This is a genomic window from Neolewinella lacunae, assembly GCF_014349155.1.
GTDB lineage: Bacteria > Bacteroidota > Bacteroidia > Chitinophagales > Saprospiraceae > Neolewinella > Neolewinella lacunae.
In genome coordinates this window covers 37577-54172 of the sequence record NZ_JACSIT010000090.1, presented here as the reverse complement: position 1 = coordinate 54172, position 16596 = coordinate 37577, and the positions used below count along the sequence as shown (strand labels likewise).

Annotated in this window: 14 protein-coding genes; 11 read left to right on the top strand and 3 right to left on the bottom strand. The window is 55.3% G+C overall.

Features of this window, described 5'->3' with window-relative positions; all coding sequences use genetic code 11:
* The first annotated feature begins 235 nt into the window (after nucleotides 1-235).
* The 5 genes from H9S92_RS07920 to H9S92_RS07900 all read left to right on the top strand — a co-directional run bounded on the left by H9S92_RS07920 (nucleotide 236) and on the right by H9S92_RS07900 (nucleotide 4369).
* Nucleotides 236-997 carry a hypothetical protein gene (locus H9S92_RS07920; protein WP_187466173.1) on the top strand — a complete coding sequence of 254 codons (762 nt, stop codon included), beginning with the start codon at nucleotides 236-238 and terminating at the stop codon, nucleotides 995-997.
* A 304-nt stretch (nucleotides 998-1301) separates the two neighbouring features.
* Complete coding sequence (locus tag H9S92_RS07915; RefSeq protein WP_187466172.1) at nucleotides 1302-1619, top strand: hypothetical protein; 318 nt, start codon at nucleotides 1302-1304, stop codon at nucleotides 1617-1619.
* Between the two features lie 372 nt (nucleotides 1620-1991).
* Complete coding sequence (locus H9S92_RS07910) at nucleotides 1992-2633, top strand: tyrosine-type recombinase/integrase (protein WP_187466171.1); 642 nt, start codon at nucleotides 1992-1994, stop codon at nucleotides 2631-2633.
* Between the two features lie 49 nt (nucleotides 2634-2682).
* On the top strand, nucleotides 2683-3357 hold the full coding sequence (locus tag H9S92_RS07905; RefSeq protein WP_187466170.1) for an EF-Tu C-terminal domain-related protein: 675 nt from the start codon (nucleotides 2683-2685) through the stop codon (nucleotides 3355-3357).
* Between the two features lie 304 nt (nucleotides 3358-3661).
* Nucleotides 3662-4369, top strand: a complete 708-nt coding sequence (locus H9S92_RS07900) for a hypothetical protein (protein ID WP_187466169.1) — start codon at nucleotides 3662-3664, stop codon at nucleotides 4367-4369.
* Between the two features lie 427 nt (nucleotides 4370-4796).
* On the opposite strand, the gene prfA is transcribed toward H9S92_RS07900, so the two are convergent.
* On the bottom strand, nucleotides 4797-5879 hold the full coding sequence (gene prfA / locus H9S92_RS07895; protein ID WP_187466174.1) for a peptide chain release factor 1: 1083 nt from the start codon (nucleotides 5877-5879) through the stop codon (nucleotides 4797-4799).
* Between the two features lie 952 nt (nucleotides 5880-6831).
* Here prfA and H9S92_RS07890 point away from each other — a divergent pair.
* The 6 genes from H9S92_RS07890 to H9S92_RS07865 all read left to right on the top strand — a co-directional run bounded on the left by H9S92_RS07890 (nucleotide 6832) and on the right by H9S92_RS07865 (nucleotide 14594).
* Nucleotides 6832-9258, top strand: a complete 2427-nt coding sequence (locus tag H9S92_RS07890; RefSeq protein ID WP_187466168.1) for a zinc-dependent metalloprotease — start codon at nucleotides 6832-6834, stop codon at nucleotides 9256-9258.
* 753 nt (nucleotides 9259-10011) lie between these two features.
* Nucleotides 10012-10812 (top strand): hypothetical protein, encoded by an 801-nt coding sequence (locus H9S92_RS07885; RefSeq protein WP_187466167.1) that lies wholly within the window; start codon nucleotides 10012-10014, stop codon nucleotides 10810-10812.
* Nucleotides 10813-10939: 127 nt separating this feature from the next.
* Nucleotides 10940-12100: a mandelate racemase/muconate lactonizing enzyme family protein gene (locus H9S92_RS07880; protein WP_187466166.1), complete on the top strand. Its 1161-nt coding sequence runs from the start codon at nucleotides 10940-10942 to the stop codon at nucleotides 12098-12100.
* A 112-nt stretch (nucleotides 12101-12212) separates the two neighbouring features.
* Nucleotides 12213-12698: a VOC family protein gene (locus tag H9S92_RS07875; RefSeq protein ID WP_187466165.1), complete on the top strand. Its 486-nt coding sequence runs from the start codon at nucleotides 12213-12215 to the stop codon at nucleotides 12696-12698.
* A gap of 14 nt (nucleotides 12699-12712) precedes the next feature.
* Complete coding sequence (locus tag H9S92_RS07870; RefSeq protein ID WP_187466164.1) at nucleotides 12713-13666, top strand: hydroxyacid dehydrogenase; 954 nt, start codon at nucleotides 12713-12715, stop codon at nucleotides 13664-13666.
* A 43-nt stretch (nucleotides 13667-13709) separates the two neighbouring features.
* Nucleotides 13710-14594: a sugar phosphate isomerase/epimerase family protein gene (locus tag H9S92_RS07865; protein WP_187466163.1), complete on the top strand. Its 885-nt coding sequence runs from the start codon at nucleotides 13710-13712 to the stop codon at nucleotides 14592-14594.
* A 24-nt stretch (nucleotides 14595-14618) separates the two neighbouring features.
* Here H9S92_RS07865 and H9S92_RS07860 read toward each other — a convergent pair whose 3' ends face one another.
* Together H9S92_RS07860 and H9S92_RS07855 are read right to left on the bottom strand one after the other, a co-directional pair.
* Nucleotides 14619-15098, bottom strand: coding sequence for a YbhB/YbcL family Raf kinase inhibitor-like protein (locus H9S92_RS07860; protein ID WP_187466162.1), 480 nt, complete (start codon nucleotides 15096-15098; stop codon nucleotides 14619-14621).
* A 102-nt stretch (nucleotides 15099-15200) separates the two neighbouring features.
* Entirely contained in the window at nucleotides 15201-16109 is a 909-nt protein-coding gene (locus tag H9S92_RS07855; protein ID WP_187466161.1) for a DUF72 domain-containing protein, read from the bottom strand.
* Nucleotides 16110-16596: the final 487 nt, after the last annotated feature.

The window sequence follows — 16596 nt, the reverse complement described above, 5'->3', positions numbered from 1 at the left end:
CAATCCAACTGGCCCGAAGGACATGAAGAAAAAGCAATCAATTTTGTAAAATACCTGGAAAGCAGAAGAGACTTGACATTGACAAAACAGAATTGGGCGACGGGGATAATAATTGCGGTGAAAAAGTGAGCAAGTGCAGCACTAGCCTACATAGCTTAGCGGCCAGCAGGAGTTTGCAACTTCGAGCACAGAAAAGCCGTAAGTTTGCGACTTAACTGATTGTCGCAACTTCCAAATGCAGCATCAGATAATTGATAACCCTTGGCAACAAAAAAGACAAATGTACAAACTAGTTTTCCGCATAATATTGTTATCCATTTCTGAATGGATGTCAAAATTATTTGGCCAGAGTAGTCCAAGGCCGAAATCTATTTTGGAACAAGAACTGGAAAAGCGAGACCCAACCAAACCCATAAAATTCGGGCATAAGTGTATCTGGGCGGCAGTTAAAACGGAAGACACGAACAGTCTTTTGAAAGCTTTACGATTGGAGAAACAGCGGAAGGCAAATTGGGTGGAAGGGAAATTGCAAGCAAGAAACGGGGAAATTTTTGTTCTGCCACCAATTGAAGGTTGGATTTTAATTTTAGGTTGGGGTTTGCCAGAACCTGGTTATATGGAGGGACGTGAAAGAGCACAAAGATTTTTAAATGGATTGAGCCAAAAATTTGGTGAAGCGCAGATGTTTGGCAACTTTCGAGGGAGCGGATCGGCCTTCTGGATGAAATCTGTAGATGGCAACACGGAAAGATTATACTACATAGGAGATGGCAACAGCTTTATTGAAGGAGAGCCAACCAGCGTTGAAATGAAATGGGATTTGATTGATACCAATAGTAAAGATGCCGAGCAAGAAGAGTATTGGGAAAAGATGCTTTACCCCGATGCAGAACACGTGCTTGAAGTAGCCAAAGCATGGAGTTTAAACCCAATGGAATTAGAGGAAAAGGAAAATGTCGGGGAATATGGCTATCTCGGACGATTAAAATTAAAATAAATTAAGGGGAGCCAAGGTAATAAAATTAGTTGAGCCAATTCCTCCCAAAACCACCCCCTCCGCCCACCGAAAAATCTCGGCCCAGACCCGGAGGGGTCGCCCAGTGTAGCGAGGGGATTGATCCGCACAAAATTTGGCGGTCTGAAGGGAAAGGCGTAGATTTGGTCAGTGTCTAACAACGGCTATACGACAACCCTCCCATTCGGTCGGTTGTGCGCATAGCCTGAACGTTAGAAGCAATTAAGATAATAAAAACGGTAATTATTTTTGGCAAACCTTAACACAAAATTCCAATAGAAATACAATGAGTGAAATAACTAATGAAAATCTAAAATTGGAAGAAATTCCAAAACGTATAGAAGATGGAGGAATGTATTTTGCCCTATCTTTTAATGGATATGAAAGTGCTGGATCGACAGACAGCTGCTTTGCAACTGCTAATAAAATCATTGACTCAATACGAAATGAAAATACAAGTGAAATTACCCTATCTGAATTACGAACCACACTTTTTGCGCATGCACGTTCGCTTCATTTCTCAAGCGCTGATCCCGACAAAGAATTAGTGGATAAGCTTTTAACACTTATAAGACAAAGAGTTAAAGAGAATAGATTAAAATAATAAAGCTGCTAGCACTGTATAAGCGGCATTAAAACGACCGCTTATACTTAACCGTTAGCTACCACCCCCCCTCTCAATCGTAAGAAACAAGCCTGTGCACAAGTTGCTACCCGAATCTCCGCCAAAACCCAGCAGCTTTCAGCCGGATAAGTAAGCCCCAAAGCATGATTGGCCATAGTTTTGAGCCTGAAGATTTGGATGGGCGGAGGGGATGGCATAGATTTGGCCGGGGGTTAACAAGGGCTATGACGCAACCTAGCCATTCGGTTTAGGGGGTGGCGGATAGAAAAGCCACGGAAATGCACGTCAACGCTTACCTGTCCAGCCTTGCCTGGGCTGGAGCCTCGGATAGCCAACGGCACCCGGCCGCCAATGCCAGAATTTTACTACGATAAAGCAATTTTCCGGCCAGATTTTTCTTTGGAGCAGGTGCAGCGTCCGAGAAAAAGCCTTACTTTGCCTTCGGTTTTATCGATTCAAGAAATAGACCGGCTCCTACGCGCCAGCGAAAACCTTAAGCACTTGACCATCCTCTACACCCTTTACGGTTCTGGATTACGTCTGGCCGAGCTACTGGCCCTACGGCTGACGGACGTGCATTGGGAGCGCCACCAACTGCTGGTACGGGAGGGCAAAGGCCGCAAAGACCGGGTAGTGATGTTGAGCCAGCAGCTCAAAGCCATGCTGCAACAGTACTTTGAGGCTTACCAACCCAAAGGATGGCTGTTCAACGGTCAGGACGGGGAAAACCCTTATTCTCCCCGCAGCGTGCAGGCGGTGGTGCGTGCTTGCGCCCGGCGTGCGGGCATCCACCGCAAGGTGACCCCGCACACCTTACGTCACTGCTTTGCCACCCACTTACTCGAACGCGGTACCGACGTGCGCTACATCCTGGAGCTGCTCGGCTACAAAGACATCAAGACCACCCTGCTCTACACCCACGTATCCGATCAGCACCTGCGCAGCATCGTCAGTCCCTTGGATGACTTGCTGGGTGGCGAAAAGCGCAAGTGAGATACAGGATAGTTGCGGGTATAAGGTAGTTATCATCAAGCAGAAAAAAATGAAAAACCCCGATTTAATCATTAAGGTGAAAGTTCTAACAGAAAATGAAGGAGGTCGAAAAACACCTTTTTTCAATGGTTATCGAGGTCAATTTTATTACAACAACTCAGATTGGGACGCTACCTATGAAATCGTAGATAAAAACGAAGCAAAACCAGGAGAAGAAGTCGAACTTGAATTATTAACAGCAAGTAGAGAAATCCACTTTGGCAAATTTGAAATTGGGAAAGAAGTCAAAATTCGAGAAGGAAGTAGAGTTGTTGCAATAGGAAAAGTAAGTAAAATAATCAATCAAAAATTCGAATTGTGGGATTTGGATAAATTTCAAAATACTACTGCCAAAAATATGAAACCATATTTCGGAGATAACATTTTGGGGTTTAAAGTAGATTTTAACCATTTTTTAGATAATGAAAAAATGTTTAAAGGATTGGAAATAATGGAATCCAAAAATCCGAAACAATTACTGACTATCAAATTGAAGAAAAAGGAAAATACTTTTGCGACGGTAATTCAATTTATTATGGAACAATGGCGAGAAAATTTGACATTGGGTTCAGATAGATTGCGGATAGACTATGAACTTGATGAATCGTATAAACTTCAAAATATGGAAATACAATTTGCTACTTGGAGTTCAATATATATGACTGGAAAAATAATTGTTGAATAAAAAAGAAGCCAGATGATAACATTGTATATGACGGTCATGTCCAGCAAAAGCTGGTCACGCCGCATATACGAGACCGCTAGCCACCAGCCCCCTCAATCGTAAGGAACAAGCTTCGTCACAAACAGCTACCCAAATCTCCCCCAAGCCCCATCAGCTTTCAGCCGGATAAGTAAGCCACCAAAGCGTAATTGGCCATAGTTTTGATCCGAAAAATTTGGATGGGAAGATGGGAAGGTATAAATTCAATCACTCCCTAACAACGTCTACCCTCCACCCCACACCCTAGGCATTCCACCATTGCCAAATGGAGAACGGCAAAAGACAGGCTCAATCACCCATGAAAATATTCCCCATAATATGCTTTTTCCTGCTGTGTCAATCCTGCGCTCCAGCCCAGCCTCCCTGCGTCATCTGTGATGTCGTTCAGCAGATTAAAATTGAAGGTGTTGATGCCCAGCTAAAGGACAGCATCCTGCTCCACCAAAGGCATTATCCGGATACGAGTGATGCGGATCATATTGAATATTATAGCTTGACGCTGGATTCGATAAAGGGGCAGGCGAGAATAGACTTCGGATACGAAAGCGGGCAGCGCGCCTACGCGGTGGATGAAATTAGTCTTTTTAAAAAATCTGATGGGAATTTTAAAGTAGTCTATTCCCACTTCACTGGTGCCAATTCCACCGTCAATCAGAACGACCTACTGGTCTTTGACTACAAGCCCAAAACGAAAAATTTGACTATTGACAAGGTGGCAGCTGCTTCTTTAAGTGTTGGGTTTAAGGACTTTTTTACCGCGGGTACACCTGATTCAGTGGCAAGGGATTTTGAGGCAAATGCGGATATTTACTGCAGCTTATTTCATGAAGCTGAAAATGGCATCATCTTTAGGTTGGTAAATTACCTTCTTTCGGGACCGCTTAGGGATAATAAATATTTACTTGGCGAAGTCATTGCTTTTAAGTGGACGGGTGATGCATTCGTCAAGTCGGAGCCCTATTTTGAGGAATGAAATTGAAAACAGGTGAAAATGAATACTCGGACGATGGAATGCTTTGTTGGGGTTTATCTTGATGTACTTAATTTGACTTTAGCCCTTTTTGACCGCATCAATGGTTTGCCTCCGGTTCAAAAGGGATAAGATTTTCAAGGGCGAGTCTTGGGGGATGAACAGACCGGACGCCCGCAGGTCATTTCATTCTCTGTAGCGTAGCGCAAGAGAATGAAATGACGCTACGGGGTCCTGTATAAATAATTGATAGTGAATGAATTATTAGTTTGTTGAGTTGCTAGGTCCCCGTAGCGTCCCGCGCCCACGAGCCAATTTAGGTGCACCTCGAAACATTACGGCGGGGGACCTGCGGGCGTCCGGATTGGCCTCTTTTAAAAAGCGTTGCCCAACAGAACCCTCAGCACGCCAGGCATTATAAATTATCACCTTACCCCACTTCCCCCTCCTTCAACTTACTGGCATTCTCCGCCACCTGCAGGCCTTCGATAATCGGGTCTAGTCCTCCGGCAACGATCTTATCCAGCGAATGCAAGGTAAGGTTGATGCGGTGGTCGGTCACCCGGTTCTGGGGGTAGTTGTAGGTGCGGATTTTCTCGGAGCGGTCTCCGGAGCCTACCAGTGACTTCCGGGTGGAGGCCATCTCGCTGGCGGCGGCGGAATCGGCGGCTTCTTTGATGCGGCGGTAGAGCTGGGCCATGGCAATTTCCTTGTTCTTGTGCTGGCTGCGCCCGTCCTGGCTCTCGCTGATGATGCCCGTGGGAAGGTGGGTGATGCGGATGGCCGATTCGGTCTTGTTGACGTGCTGCCCACCCGCTCCGGAGGCGCGGAAGGTGTCGATCTTCAGATCGGCGCGGTTGATGTTGATGTCTTCCTCTTCCATTTTGGCCAGGACGGCGACGGTGGCGGCGGAGGTATGGACGCGGCCCTGGCTCTCGGTTTTGGGCACGCGTTGTACGCGGTGGGCGCCCGACTCGAACTTGAGGTGGGAGTAGACGTCGTCGCCGTGGACTTCAAAAACCAGCTTGGAATAGCCGCCGGCGGTGCCTTCGTTTTCGTCGATGATCTCGATTTTCCAGCCCTGGCCTTCGCAGTAGCGCTTGTACATGTCGAAGAGGTCGCCGGCAAAAATGGCGGCCTCGTCACCGCCCGTTCCGGCGCGGATTTCCATGATGATGTCGCGTTCGTCTTCCGGGTCTTTGGGGATGAGCATGAACTTGATCCGCTCGTCCATTTCGGCCTTTTTATCGCGCAGGTCCTCGTATTCCTGCTGGGCCATTTCCCGCATTTCGGGGTCGGGGTCCTTGCGCATCGCTTCGCTGGATTGCAGGTTATCGAGCAGGTCTTTGTACTCCAGGTAGGTATCGGCCAGGGGGCGGAGTTTACCGTAGTCTTTGTTGACCTTGGTGAAGCGGTCGGGGTTGGTAATAATTTCCGGGTCCGAGAGTTGTTCCTCCAGGTTCTTGAAACGGTGGTAGATGGCTTCGAGCTGCTGCAGCAAGGGATGGGAAATTTTGGGGCGGGCGCAAAGATAAGGCCTCTAGCGGGAGCAAACAGGGCCTGCCGGATGAATGTTTTTTAGCGGCCCCGCTCCTTTCTTTTTTGGGCGCTGACGCAGGTGCAAGGTTCAGGGGGGAAGGAGCAGGGTAGGGCGAAGGCCAGCTAAACTCCCCTGTATCCAGGTATATTCGATTTAAGGGGAATGAGATTTTCAAGGGGAAGTCTAGGGTGATGCACAGACCGGACGCCCGCAGGTCTTGTCATCCTCTTCCGCTAAGCTCCAGAGAATGACAAGACGCTACGGGGTCCTACCTAAATCATTGATAGTAAAGTGTTTATGGGTTGATGGAGTAGCCAGGACCCCGTAGCGTTGCCCGCCCACTTGCCAACTCAAGCGAACGGGGGTACTTTGTGGCGGGTAACCTGCGGGCGTCCGGATGGGCATCTTTTAAAAGTAGGCTGTTCCCTTTGCTTACTTTTTGTCACTACCAATTTTAGCTTCTCTTTCAAGAATGTCGAGACGAGCTTAGAGCCTCAAAAATGCTTAGTGTAACTTAAAAAGAATGGTGCTTGGGTCATCCCTCTCCGTTGGAGAGGAACCGAGGGAGAGGGCAAAAAGAGTAACGTACAATCATATTCAAACGGAACAGCCTACTTTTAAAAGTCGTTGCTTACCAGAACCCCCAGCAAGCCAGGCAGTATAAATTATCAGCCTCTCTTAAAAGGACCGAGGTTGAAACTTTTGAAGCCAACACTTGATACCTCAAGGAATGACTATCCTCAGCAGGAAAGAAAGGCCTAAAAGTCGAGCTTAGAAAAATTAGTCTCCACGCCTGGCGCTCAGTCAAGCCATCCATTGCACTCCAACGACTTCCCTCTGCACCTGCGGCCGCGCCCAGTTTCATCTACCTTACAGGCCATTTTAGACCTCAGCACTTATCTTGCCCGCCTAACCCCGTACTCACATGACCAAATACTTGCTCAGCCTCCTGCTCCTGGCCCTCGTTTTTCCCTTGCGCGCGCAGGAAACGCCCGCCCCCGACACAGCCAAAACGGAGGCGAAGGAGGAGAAAAAGAAATCGCCTTTTAAGGACTACGACAAGGTGATCACCAAAGACGCCGTCACCACCGAGGGCCTTTTCAAAACCCACCTGGTGGGCGAAAAATACTACTTCGAGGTACCGTTCAGCCGCCTGGACCGCGATATGCTGCTGGTGAGCCGCATCGCCAAAATTCCGGCCAACCTGGGCGGCGGCTACGTCAACGCCGGCTCCAAAACGAACGAGCAGCTGGTGCATTGGTCGCGGATGAACAACGCCATTCACCTCAAATCCATCTCCTACAGCAACGTTGCCGACGCGGAGCTGCCCATCTTCCTTTCGGTGCAGGACAACAACTACGCCCCGCTGATCATGGCCTTCAAAATCGAGGCCTTCAACCCCGATTCCACCGCCGCGGTGATCGAAGTTTCGGAGCTGTTCACTACCGACGTGCCCGCCATCAGCGGTCTTTCGAACCAGGTACGGACCACTTATAAAGTGCGCAACCTCGATAAAGCCCGCTCCTTCATCAGCCGCATGGCCAGCTATCCCGAGAACGTGGAGGTGCGCCACGATATGACCTTCGTGGCGACCGAGCCGCCGTCCAATTCCCGCACCGGCACCATCAGTTTGCAGATGGCCCAATCCCTTTACCTCCTGCCCGAAACGCCGATGCAACCCCGCCTGCACGACCCCCGCGTGGGCTGGTTCACCATCCGACAGATCGACTACGGCAGCGAGGCGCTGAAGGCCGACCAAAAAACTTACCTCCGCCGCTGGCGCCTGGAACCCAAAGACCCCGCCGCCTACGCGCGGGGGGAACTGGTGGAGCCTGTAAAACCCATCGTTTACTACCTCGACCCCGCTACGCCGGAGAAATTCCGCCCCTACTTCCGCCAGGGCATCGAAGACTGGCAGGAGGCCTTCAAGGCCGCTGGCTTTAAGAACGCCATCATCGCCAAAGACGCCCCGACGCCCGAGGAAGACCCCGACTGGAGCCCCGAAGACGCCCGCTTCTCCACCGTCCGCTACGTCGCCAGCGAAACCCGTAACGCCGTCGGGCCCAGCGTGAGCGACCCCCGCTCCGGAGAAATCATCGAAAGCGACATCATCTGGTACCACAACCACCTGCGCAGCTACCGCAACCGCTACCTGCTGGAAACCGGTGCGGCCAACCCCTCCGCCCGCACCCTCAACACCCCCGACGAAGAGATCGGCGAGATGATGCGCCGCGTGATTTCCCACGAAATCGGCCACGCCCTGGGCTTGCCCCACAACATGAAGGCCAGCTACGCTTACCCGGTGGATTCCCTCCGCTCGGCAAGCTTTACCCAAAAGTGGGGCCTGGCCACTACGATCATGGATTATACCCGCTACAACTACGTCGCCCAGCCGGGCGATACGGGCGTGCGCTGGGTGCGGATGCTGGGCCCCTACGACATCTACGCCATCAACTGGGGCTACCGCGTGATCCCCGACGCCAGCAGCCCCGCCGCCGAAAAAGCCACCCTCAACGCCTGGGTCCGGGAGAAAAACGGCGACCCCGTTTACCTCTTCGGCGGTACGAATAGTTTCGACCCGAGCTCCCAAACCGAAAGCGTCGGCGATGACCCCATCAAGGCCAGCACCTACGCCCTGGCCAACCTCAAAATCGTGGCCCCCAACCTGGCCAAGTGGACGGCCACGGCCGGCGAAGACTACAGCGACCTGGAAGAACTTTACAGAGAACTCCTTGGCGTGTGGTCCCGCTTCGCTGGCCACGTCACAACCAACGTCGGCGGCGTCTACGAAAAACTCAAAACGACCGACGAAGCAGGCTACACCTACACGCCAACCGACCGCGCGGAGCAGAAAAAATCCGTTGCCTTCCTCAACCAGCACTTCTTCACCACGCCGGAGTGGCTGTTGCAGGACGAAGTGACCCGCAACATCGGTCCCTCCGGCGTCGTCACCGAAATCCGGAGCCTGCAGGAGCGGCAACTCAACAACCTGTTGCGCATGGACCGCCTGACGCGCCTCATCGAGCAGGAAGCGCTGTACGGCCGTACCGTGGCCTACCCCCTGACGGAAATGCTGGGGGATGTCCGCCGCGGGATTTGGTCGGAGTTGACCCCGGGCAAAGACATTGATGCTTTCCGGCGCAACCTCCAGCGTTCGCACGTCATGCGCCTGGCCCAGTTGCTCAAGGAGGACGCGGCCAAGCGCACCGACGTCAGCGCCGCCGTCCGGGCGGAGTTGCTCAACATCCAGGCTGCGGCCAACGCCGCCACGGCCCGCTACGGCTCCGGGATGGTCCGCAACCACTTGCGGGACATCGTCGCGCTGGTGCAGGAGACTTTGGAGGTGGAGTAGGGGGGGAGACTACCAGAGAGGGTTATCACTTCCCATTTTACCCCTCCCCCAACCCCTCCCCATGTGGGAGGGGAGCTAAGAGGTTGGCGGATCATTCCAAGAGATTTGACTTTTACAGAGGCATTGCTTCATAGAATTTCCGTTGGTTTTAGCGATAAATGCTCCCCTTGGCTGACCCTCATCGACTAAAAAACACTACTTAAAAAACTAAAAAAGACTAGAGTGGGTCATCCCTCTCCTATGGAGAGGGACCGAGGGAGAGGTCTCATCTGCTACTGAAAATCCCTCCTCAAACAAAAAAAGACTAGAGTGGCACTTCTCCCAATTTACCCCTCCCCCAACCCGTGCGCTACGCGGCTGGCTACGCCGGTCCCATGTGGGAGGGGAGACCCAAGCACCGTTCTTTTTACGCTAAAGGAATGGTTATCAGCCGGTAGAGTTTCCTCTCAAAAGTCTCTCATTCTAATGAAAGTGATGAATCACGGGAAAGCGGTAGCAAAAAGCTACCTCCTTTCAAAAATCTAACCTAAAACATTGATAAACAAACTTTTGCGTCACCCCTCTCCTGTGGACGCGTTTTCTGGGGTAGGGGCCCCAGAAATAAGCCGAGGGAGAGGTCTCATCCACGCGCGAAAAGCCCCTCCTAAGACTAGAAAACTCCCACCCCAAAAACCAGCAAAAGCGACCAATAACAAACCAAGGCCCCGAAGGATCCCACCACCCATTATTCGGGAAAGTCCCTATCTTGCCTCTATGCCAAATCCTTACGACGACATCTTCAACGAGGGGCAGCCCGCGCCGGAACCGCCGCCGCAGCCCGACCCCGAGCCGGACGTCCCCTCCGCCCAGGCCCGCTTTTCCATCCTCGACGACGACCGTTTTACGCAAACCGGGCCGGAGCCGCTGGACGAAATTCTGCAAAACATCACGACTTTCAACGAGCGGGCCATGGTTTTTTCCCGCCTGCTGAGCGAACTGCGGGTGGTGGATCACCGGGTCACGAGCCAACTCAGCCGCGTGTTTTTTGCGGTGGAGGACCCCCACGCCCGCGGCACCCTGGCGGGCGAGCGGCAGTACCATGCTCTTCAGGAACAGAAATTCCGGGCCATCATCGTGCCCATGCGCGACCTGGCCGAATTGCATTTGCTGACGGTGCGGCAGTTTAACCGCGACGTCGATGAGCACTACTACTCCGCCGAAAAGACGGAGCGGACCGTGGCCTCGGAAACGGCGGCGGCCATCGACGGCATCAACCTGCAGCGCAAAATCCTGGCCGACGCTGCCGATAGCCTGAACATCCTGACCCAGGGCCTCGTCGCTACCGAACGCCGCATTCGGGACTACGTCAATGCGGGCGGCGTCAACAACATCTCGCAGGCGGAGTACGAGCTCATCATCCGGCAGCGAGAGCAGCTCAGCAGCGGCCGCGAACACAACATGGATTACGATTTCTTTTCCATCAACGTCTTAGATAAAACGGCCATTTCCCTGGGCATTTACCTGAAGGAAACCAGCACCCAGTACCTGAACAAGCTGGACAAAGCCATCCGCTGAGCAGAACCAGCGTGCGGAAGATTTGCGCAGAACATTCTATTTTGTCCCCCGCCACTGCATCCCGAACGTCTCCGGGACTATCGCCTGCGGCCGCGCCCAACAACTTGAGCATCCTTAAATGCCGATCATGAAAATTGCGAAGCTGGAAGCCTACTGGCTTTCTTGCCCCATTCCGCCCGCCAAGCAGCACCGCTCCGACTACGGGCTGCTGACCGATTTTGACATGACCCTGGTGGTGGTCACGCTAGACGACGGGCGGCAGGGCTTCGGGGAGGCGAAAGCCGCCGTGGGGTCTTCGGGCGTGTGCGCCTCCATCGTCACCTGCGTGGAACGCGAACTGGCCCCCCAACTCATCGGCCTGGACGCGCGCAACATTGGCGAAATCTGGGAGCGGATGTACAATGGCACGCGGGATCACTACGCCCTCGACCGGGGCCGCGTTTTTCCCATTCTCGGCAACCGGGGCATCCACGTGGCGGCCATGAGCGGCGTGGATATGGCACTGTGGGATTTGCTGGGCAAGTCGCTCAACGTCCCGGTGGTCCAGCTGCTGGGCGGTGCCCTGCGGCCGACGATGGAAGTCTACGCCAGTGGCGGCTGGCAGAACGTGGAAGGCATCGGTGAGCAATTGCTGGGTTATACGGCCAAGGGCTTCCGGTCCGTGAAAATGCGGGTGGGCATCATGGACGGCACCGTGGCCAACAGCGTGGCCCGCGTCAAAGCGGCCCGTGCCGCGCTGGGGCCGGAGGTCAAAATCATGGCCGACGCCCACGGCACCTACAGCGTGGCCGAAGCCAAACAGTTTTGCCGCGGCGTGGAGGACTGCCAGCTCTACTGGTTTGAGGAACCGATTTCCCCCGACAACAAGCGGGGCACGGCCGAGGTCCGCGCGACCACTGCGACGCCCATTGCGGCCGGCGAGAGTGAATTTACCCGCTTCAACATCCGCGAGCTGGTGGATTTGCGGGCCGTAGACGTGGTGCAGCCCGACGCGGCCATCATCGGCGGCATCACCGAAGCCTGGCGGGTAGCCGCCCTGGCCGCCACCTACCAGCTGGAGCTGGCCCCCCATTGCTGGGGCTCCGCCTTTAGCTTTATGGCGGGCGCTTCGGTGGCCTTCGCCAGCCCGGCGGCGGCCATCATCGAGTTCTCCGCCGGCGGCAACCCGATGATGTACGAGTTGGTCAATGAGACGATCACGACCCAGGACGGCCGCATCGCTGCGCCCACTGGTCCCGGACTAGGCCTGAGCCCCAACTGGGACTTTGTGGCCGAATACCGCAAGTAAAGGGGCTGCGGCTTGAATGGCCGGAAAATTCAGCCTACCTTTTTGCCCAACTTCAGGCGTTCTTTTCTGCGCGCGGAGCCGGACGCCCCCGATCTGCAAAATATGCCCACGTATGGCCAACATTAACCACGTTACCCTGATCGTCGATGCCCTCGAGCCGGCCGCCCGTTTCTACGAAGAAGAGCTGGGGCTGGAGCCGGTGGCGGCCTTCGTTTTCGATTACCCTACGGCTTTTTTCAAGTTCCGCAACGGACAGCAGCTCCACCTCTCCGAGTGGGAAGATGCACAGTCGTTTCGGGGCCACCTGTGCATCACGGTCGATGACTTCAACGCCGTTTTTCACCGGATGAAAGCGCTGGGCATTATCGATACCGCGCCCTGGGGGAAGGTCCGGCAACTGCCCGACGGGGCGATGCAAATGTTCGTCCGCGACCCCTCCGGCAACCTCGTTGAGATCACTTCCCACCCCTCAGAGCGGGACGCCATCGACCCGGCCATTTTTGCCGATGATCTCTTCCAGGCGGGCCTTTACGTTTCCGGCCGCAACGATTTTCGCGGCTACAAGGCCGAGAACGCTACCTTGTACACTGGCGAATAAACCCCTTACCAACCATGCTTTTACTACTTGAAACCGTTTCTGAATCTGCCGAACTGCTGCTCCGCCAGAGCGCCCGCGTGGTGTTGGCCGAGACGCCCTTTAGCGGCCCCGACGAGGCCCGGCGCTACGACATTGAAGCCATCGTAACCCGGGGCAAGGGGGAGGTCAATGCGGCCTTGCTCGACCTCTGCCCCAGCCTGAAGGTGATTGCCCGCTGTGGCGTGGGCTTAGACAATATCGACGTGGCCACCGCCACCCAACGGGGCATTCCCGTGGTCAACGCCCCCGGTGTGAACGCCGAAACCGTGGCCGAACACACCCTGGGCCTGATGCTGAGCCTCCAGCGGCAAATGTTTGCGGCCATTACCGCCACGAAGGCCGGCAACTGGGCCTACCGCAACAGCTACGCCGGCGACGAACTGCGCGGCAAAACCCTCGGCATCATGGGCTACGGCAACATCGGGCAGCGCGTCGCCAAACTGGCCACCGCCTTCGGGATGCGGGTGCTGCATTTGGCGCATCCGCAGGTGCAGGCCAAGGACGACGGAGCAATGGCCCGGGACTTACCCGACCTGCTGGCCGAGTCGGACCTGCTCACCATCCACCTGCCCCTCAACGTCACGACCCGCCAACTCCTCAACGCCGAAATGCTCGCCAGGGTCAAGCCCGGCGCACTCCTGATCAACACGGCCCGCGGGGAAATCATCGACGAAGCCGCTTTGCTCGCCGGGCTCCAGTCGGGCCACCTCGGAGGCTACGCTGCCGACGTACTCACCACCCAACCACCGGATCCCGCTTCGCCCCTGTTGGCCCTGCCAAACGTCTTGATCACCCCCCACCTGGCTTCGCTGACGGCCCGGACTTACGACGAAATGTGCGTCCTGACCGCCCGCAATACCCTCGATGTGCTCCACGGCAAACCCATCGACCGGCGCTTCATCCACAACCTGCGCCAACTGAACCGCTGATTTTCCGGTCCCTTTCTCTTCCCACTGATCTATTATTTTCACCATGCATCTTTCCATCCACAACTGGATGCGCGCCGAGCCGCTCACCACCACCCTCGGCCGCATCTCCACCATCGGCTACGATTCCATCGAAATTATGGGTGCCCCCCAGCTGTACGATACGCGGGAAGTGCGGCAACAACTCAAAGATCACAAGCTAAAGTGCTGGGGCAGCGTCACCCTGATGGAAGACGGCCTTAACCTCGTATCGGGCAGCGCCGGGGAGCGGGCCCATACCGTTGCCTACATCAAACGGCTGATCGATATGGTCAAGGAACTCGACGGACACATGGTCAGCGTCGTCCCCGGAACGGTGGGCAAGATCGTCCCCGACGGTCGTCCGGAAGTGGAGTGGGAGCTGGCCGTGGCGGGCATGCAGGAAGTCTACGCCCACGCCGAGCGGGCGGGCGTGCTACTGGGCATTGAGCCCATCAACCGCTTCGAGACCTACTTCATCAACCGCGCCGACCAGGCCTACGCCCTCGCCGAAGCCACGGGGCCGAACTGCGGCGTTTGCCTCGATATCTTTCACATGAACCTGGAGGAAGCCGACTGGGCCGCCGCCATCCGCCGCTGCGCCGACCGCCTCCACGGTTTCCACGTGGCGGACAACAACCGCATGGCACCGGGCATGGGCAGCCTGGATTGGGCAGCCATCATCGGCGTGCTCCGCGAGGTGGGTTACGACGGTGCCGTTTCCGTGGAGTTTTGTCCGCCGCTCGATCGCACCCCCGCCAATCCCTATCCCGGCAGCATCGACGAAAACCCCGTAGGACTGAGCCCCGAGCAAAAGAAATTCCTGGAAGACCACGGCAGCTCCGCCTTCACCGAAGCCTTCTACACCCAGCTGACCCAGCAGTCCTACGACGTGCTCAAGCCGCTGATCTAGCGGATCCGTTCCGATGCCCAGACATCAACGGGCGTACATCGCGGTAATGCCCGCCTTACCCAGGATGTGCTCACGGGCAACAAACACCACCATTGGCATGGGCGTATCGGCCTCCAATCCTAAGGACGACGTACTGAGCGCATACAGGGTGAAGTGGTAGCAGTGGGCGGGATCACCCGGAGGAGGGCAGGGACCACCGTAGCCGAAAGCACCGTAGCTGTTGCGGGTTTCCTTCGTGCCACCGGGAAGCGCGCCTGGGCTGGCCCCGAGCGCCAGAGAAGTAGTGTCGGCTGGAATATCGAAAGCACACCAGTGCGTCCACCCAGCCGGCGTAGGTGCATCGGGGTCGTGAAGGACCAGTACGAAACTCTTGGTGCCCGCCGGGGCATTTTCCCAGCGGAGATCGGGGCTCTGGTTGTCGCCGCCCGCACCAAAATCGTTAAATACACAAACTTTGGGCACCTGGCCGCTGAAGTGATCGCTGTAAAGGGTAAATCCTGCCATGCTGTTGTGGGGTATTTTTGTGGGTAAAAGTCGCTGGACGGAACTTTGTTCATTGCCTATGCGCAGTTGCATCGCCGAACGGAAGCGGAGAAATAGCGCGCATCAAAACAGGCTGATCTGTCCCATATCCCGCAAATCAGCTGGCCCCCGGGTACTGCCAATGTCCTGGCTTTTCAGCAATCCGACAAAATGGGCCGTGGCCTCCGGCGCGAGGACATTGTCGGGCTGGTGCGGAAAAAAGTAAACTTCGGGCAGGTTCCACTGCCGGAGCTTTGCGGCCCAGTCGGCCAGGCGTTCGTAGTCCGAGGGAACCAAGCCGTTGCCAACGAAGCGGACCATCGTGCGGGGGGCGGTGATGTAGTTGTGGAGGACATCCCGCCGGCCCGCCACGTCGGTAATCACCGCCGCAACGCCCCTGGCGGCCAGGGCATCCATCAGGGCTTCGGTGGCGAAAGGGTCTGCAAACCAGCTTTCGTGCCGCACTTCGATGGCCAGGGGCAGCACCCTCGGCCAGCGGTCTAGAAAGGCCTCCAACTGCGGCAGCCGCTCGGCCCCGAAATAGGGCGGCAACTGCCCGAATACACAGCCCAGCTTTTCCCCGAAGCCATCGAGCACCCCCACGAAACGCTGAAAATCTCCGCTGCCCCGGCCAAAGTCGCCGACGTGGCTTACCGTCTGCGGCAACTTCGGGCAAAAACGAAAATCGGCGGGAACACTCTGGCACCAGCGGTCCACCAGCTCCGCGTCGGGGATGCGGTAGTGGGTGGTATTGAACTCGATGGTGTTGAATTGCTGCCCGTAGTGCCGGAGGTAATCGGCCGACTTCGTCTTGGGTGGATACCAGGTGCCCACCCATTCCTTCATGCTCCAGCCCGTGGGGCCCACATAAATGCGGGAGGGGCCATCGTCCGGGCCCAGGCGGTAACGATCGAGCCGCGCCGCGTTGGCCAGGGGTTCCACTGGAAAGGAAAAGTCGACCGCACTGAGGTCCGTCAATTTACCGAATTTCATAAGGTCAGGCTGTCCGGGGAAGGAAAAGGAATGAGCTGTTCCCGGGAAAATGCCTTGGCTACCACAACCGCCAGTGGAAACAACCAGCGCTGGCGCAAACCGTGCAAAAACGCAACCCGGGGCGATTAAATAACCGCCCGGGGGGCGATGGGTTTATTTTCGGTAGTAGACCCTCCGGCACCGGCCCCGGAGGCCAGCTTATTCGGAGGTTCCGGTATTTAACCGGAAAGACTCTCTTTGGTATCGTAAGAGAGTAGCACGACTAGGCGCAAAGATAACCGTGCCCCCGGAACTTGGCTGGCCCCCGGATGCTATTTTCTTACCGTTCCGTAAATTAGTCCGCTTTTGGGTGAATTCAACTGGTTTTTCGCTGCGCTCGTCCCGGTTTTTTTGCGCTTGACCTCGTTTTTTTTGCTCTTCGGAACCGGCTCAGTGGCGGTTCGGGCAAGACGAACGTCAGCCCGGCGACCAAAGCAGGCGGGGGCAT

What these genes read in the sequence shown, in the direction of transcription:
- H9S92_RS07870 (WP_187466164.1), top strand. Translation starts at nt 12,713, where the DNA reads ATGCTTTTACTACTTGAAACCGTTTCTGAATCTGCCGAACTGCTGCTC.
- H9S92_RS07885 (WP_187466167.1), top strand. Translation starts at nt 10,012, where the DNA reads ATGCCAAATCCTTACGACGACATCTTCAACGAGGGGCAGCCCGCGCCG.
- H9S92_RS07880 (WP_187466166.1), top strand. Translation starts at nt 10,940, where the DNA reads ATGAAAATTGCGAAGCTGGAAGCCTACTGGCTTTCTTGCCCCATTCCG.
- H9S92_RS07865 (WP_187466163.1), top strand. Translation starts at nt 13,710, where the DNA reads ATGCATCTTTCCATCCACAACTGGATGCGCGCCGAGCCGCTCACCACC.
- H9S92_RS07910 (WP_187466171.1), top strand. Translation starts at nt 1,992, where the DNA reads ATGCCAGAATTTTACTACGATAAAGCAATTTTCCGGCCAGATTTTTCT.
- H9S92_RS07860 (WP_187466162.1), bottom strand. Translation starts at nt 15,098, where the DNA reads ATGGCAGGATTTACCCTTTACAGCGATCACTTCAGCGGCCAGGTGCCC.
- H9S92_RS07905 (WP_187466170.1), top strand. Translation starts at nt 2,683, where the DNA reads ATGAAAAACCCCGATTTAATCATTAAGGTGAAAGTTCTAACAGAAAAT.
- H9S92_RS07855 (WP_187466161.1), bottom strand. Translation starts at nt 16,109, where the DNA reads ATGAAATTCGGTAAATTGACGGACCTCAGTGCGGTCGACTTTTCCTTT.
- H9S92_RS07920 (WP_187466173.1), top strand. Translation starts at nt 236, where the DNA reads ATGCAGCATCAGATAATTGATAACCCTTGGCAACAAAAAAGACAAATG.
- H9S92_RS07890 (WP_187466168.1), top strand. Translation starts at nt 6,832, where the DNA reads ATGACCAAATACTTGCTCAGCCTCCTGCTCCTGGCCCTCGTTTTTCCC.
- H9S92_RS07900 (WP_187466169.1), top strand. Translation starts at nt 3,662, where the DNA reads ATGGAGAACGGCAAAAGACAGGCTCAATCACCCATGAAAATATTCCCC.
- H9S92_RS07875 (WP_187466165.1), top strand. Translation starts at nt 12,213, where the DNA reads ATGGCCAACATTAACCACGTTACCCTGATCGTCGATGCCCTCGAGCCG.
- H9S92_RS07915 (WP_187466172.1), top strand. Translation starts at nt 1,302, where the DNA reads ATGAGTGAAATAACTAATGAAAATCTAAAATTGGAAGAAATTCCAAAA.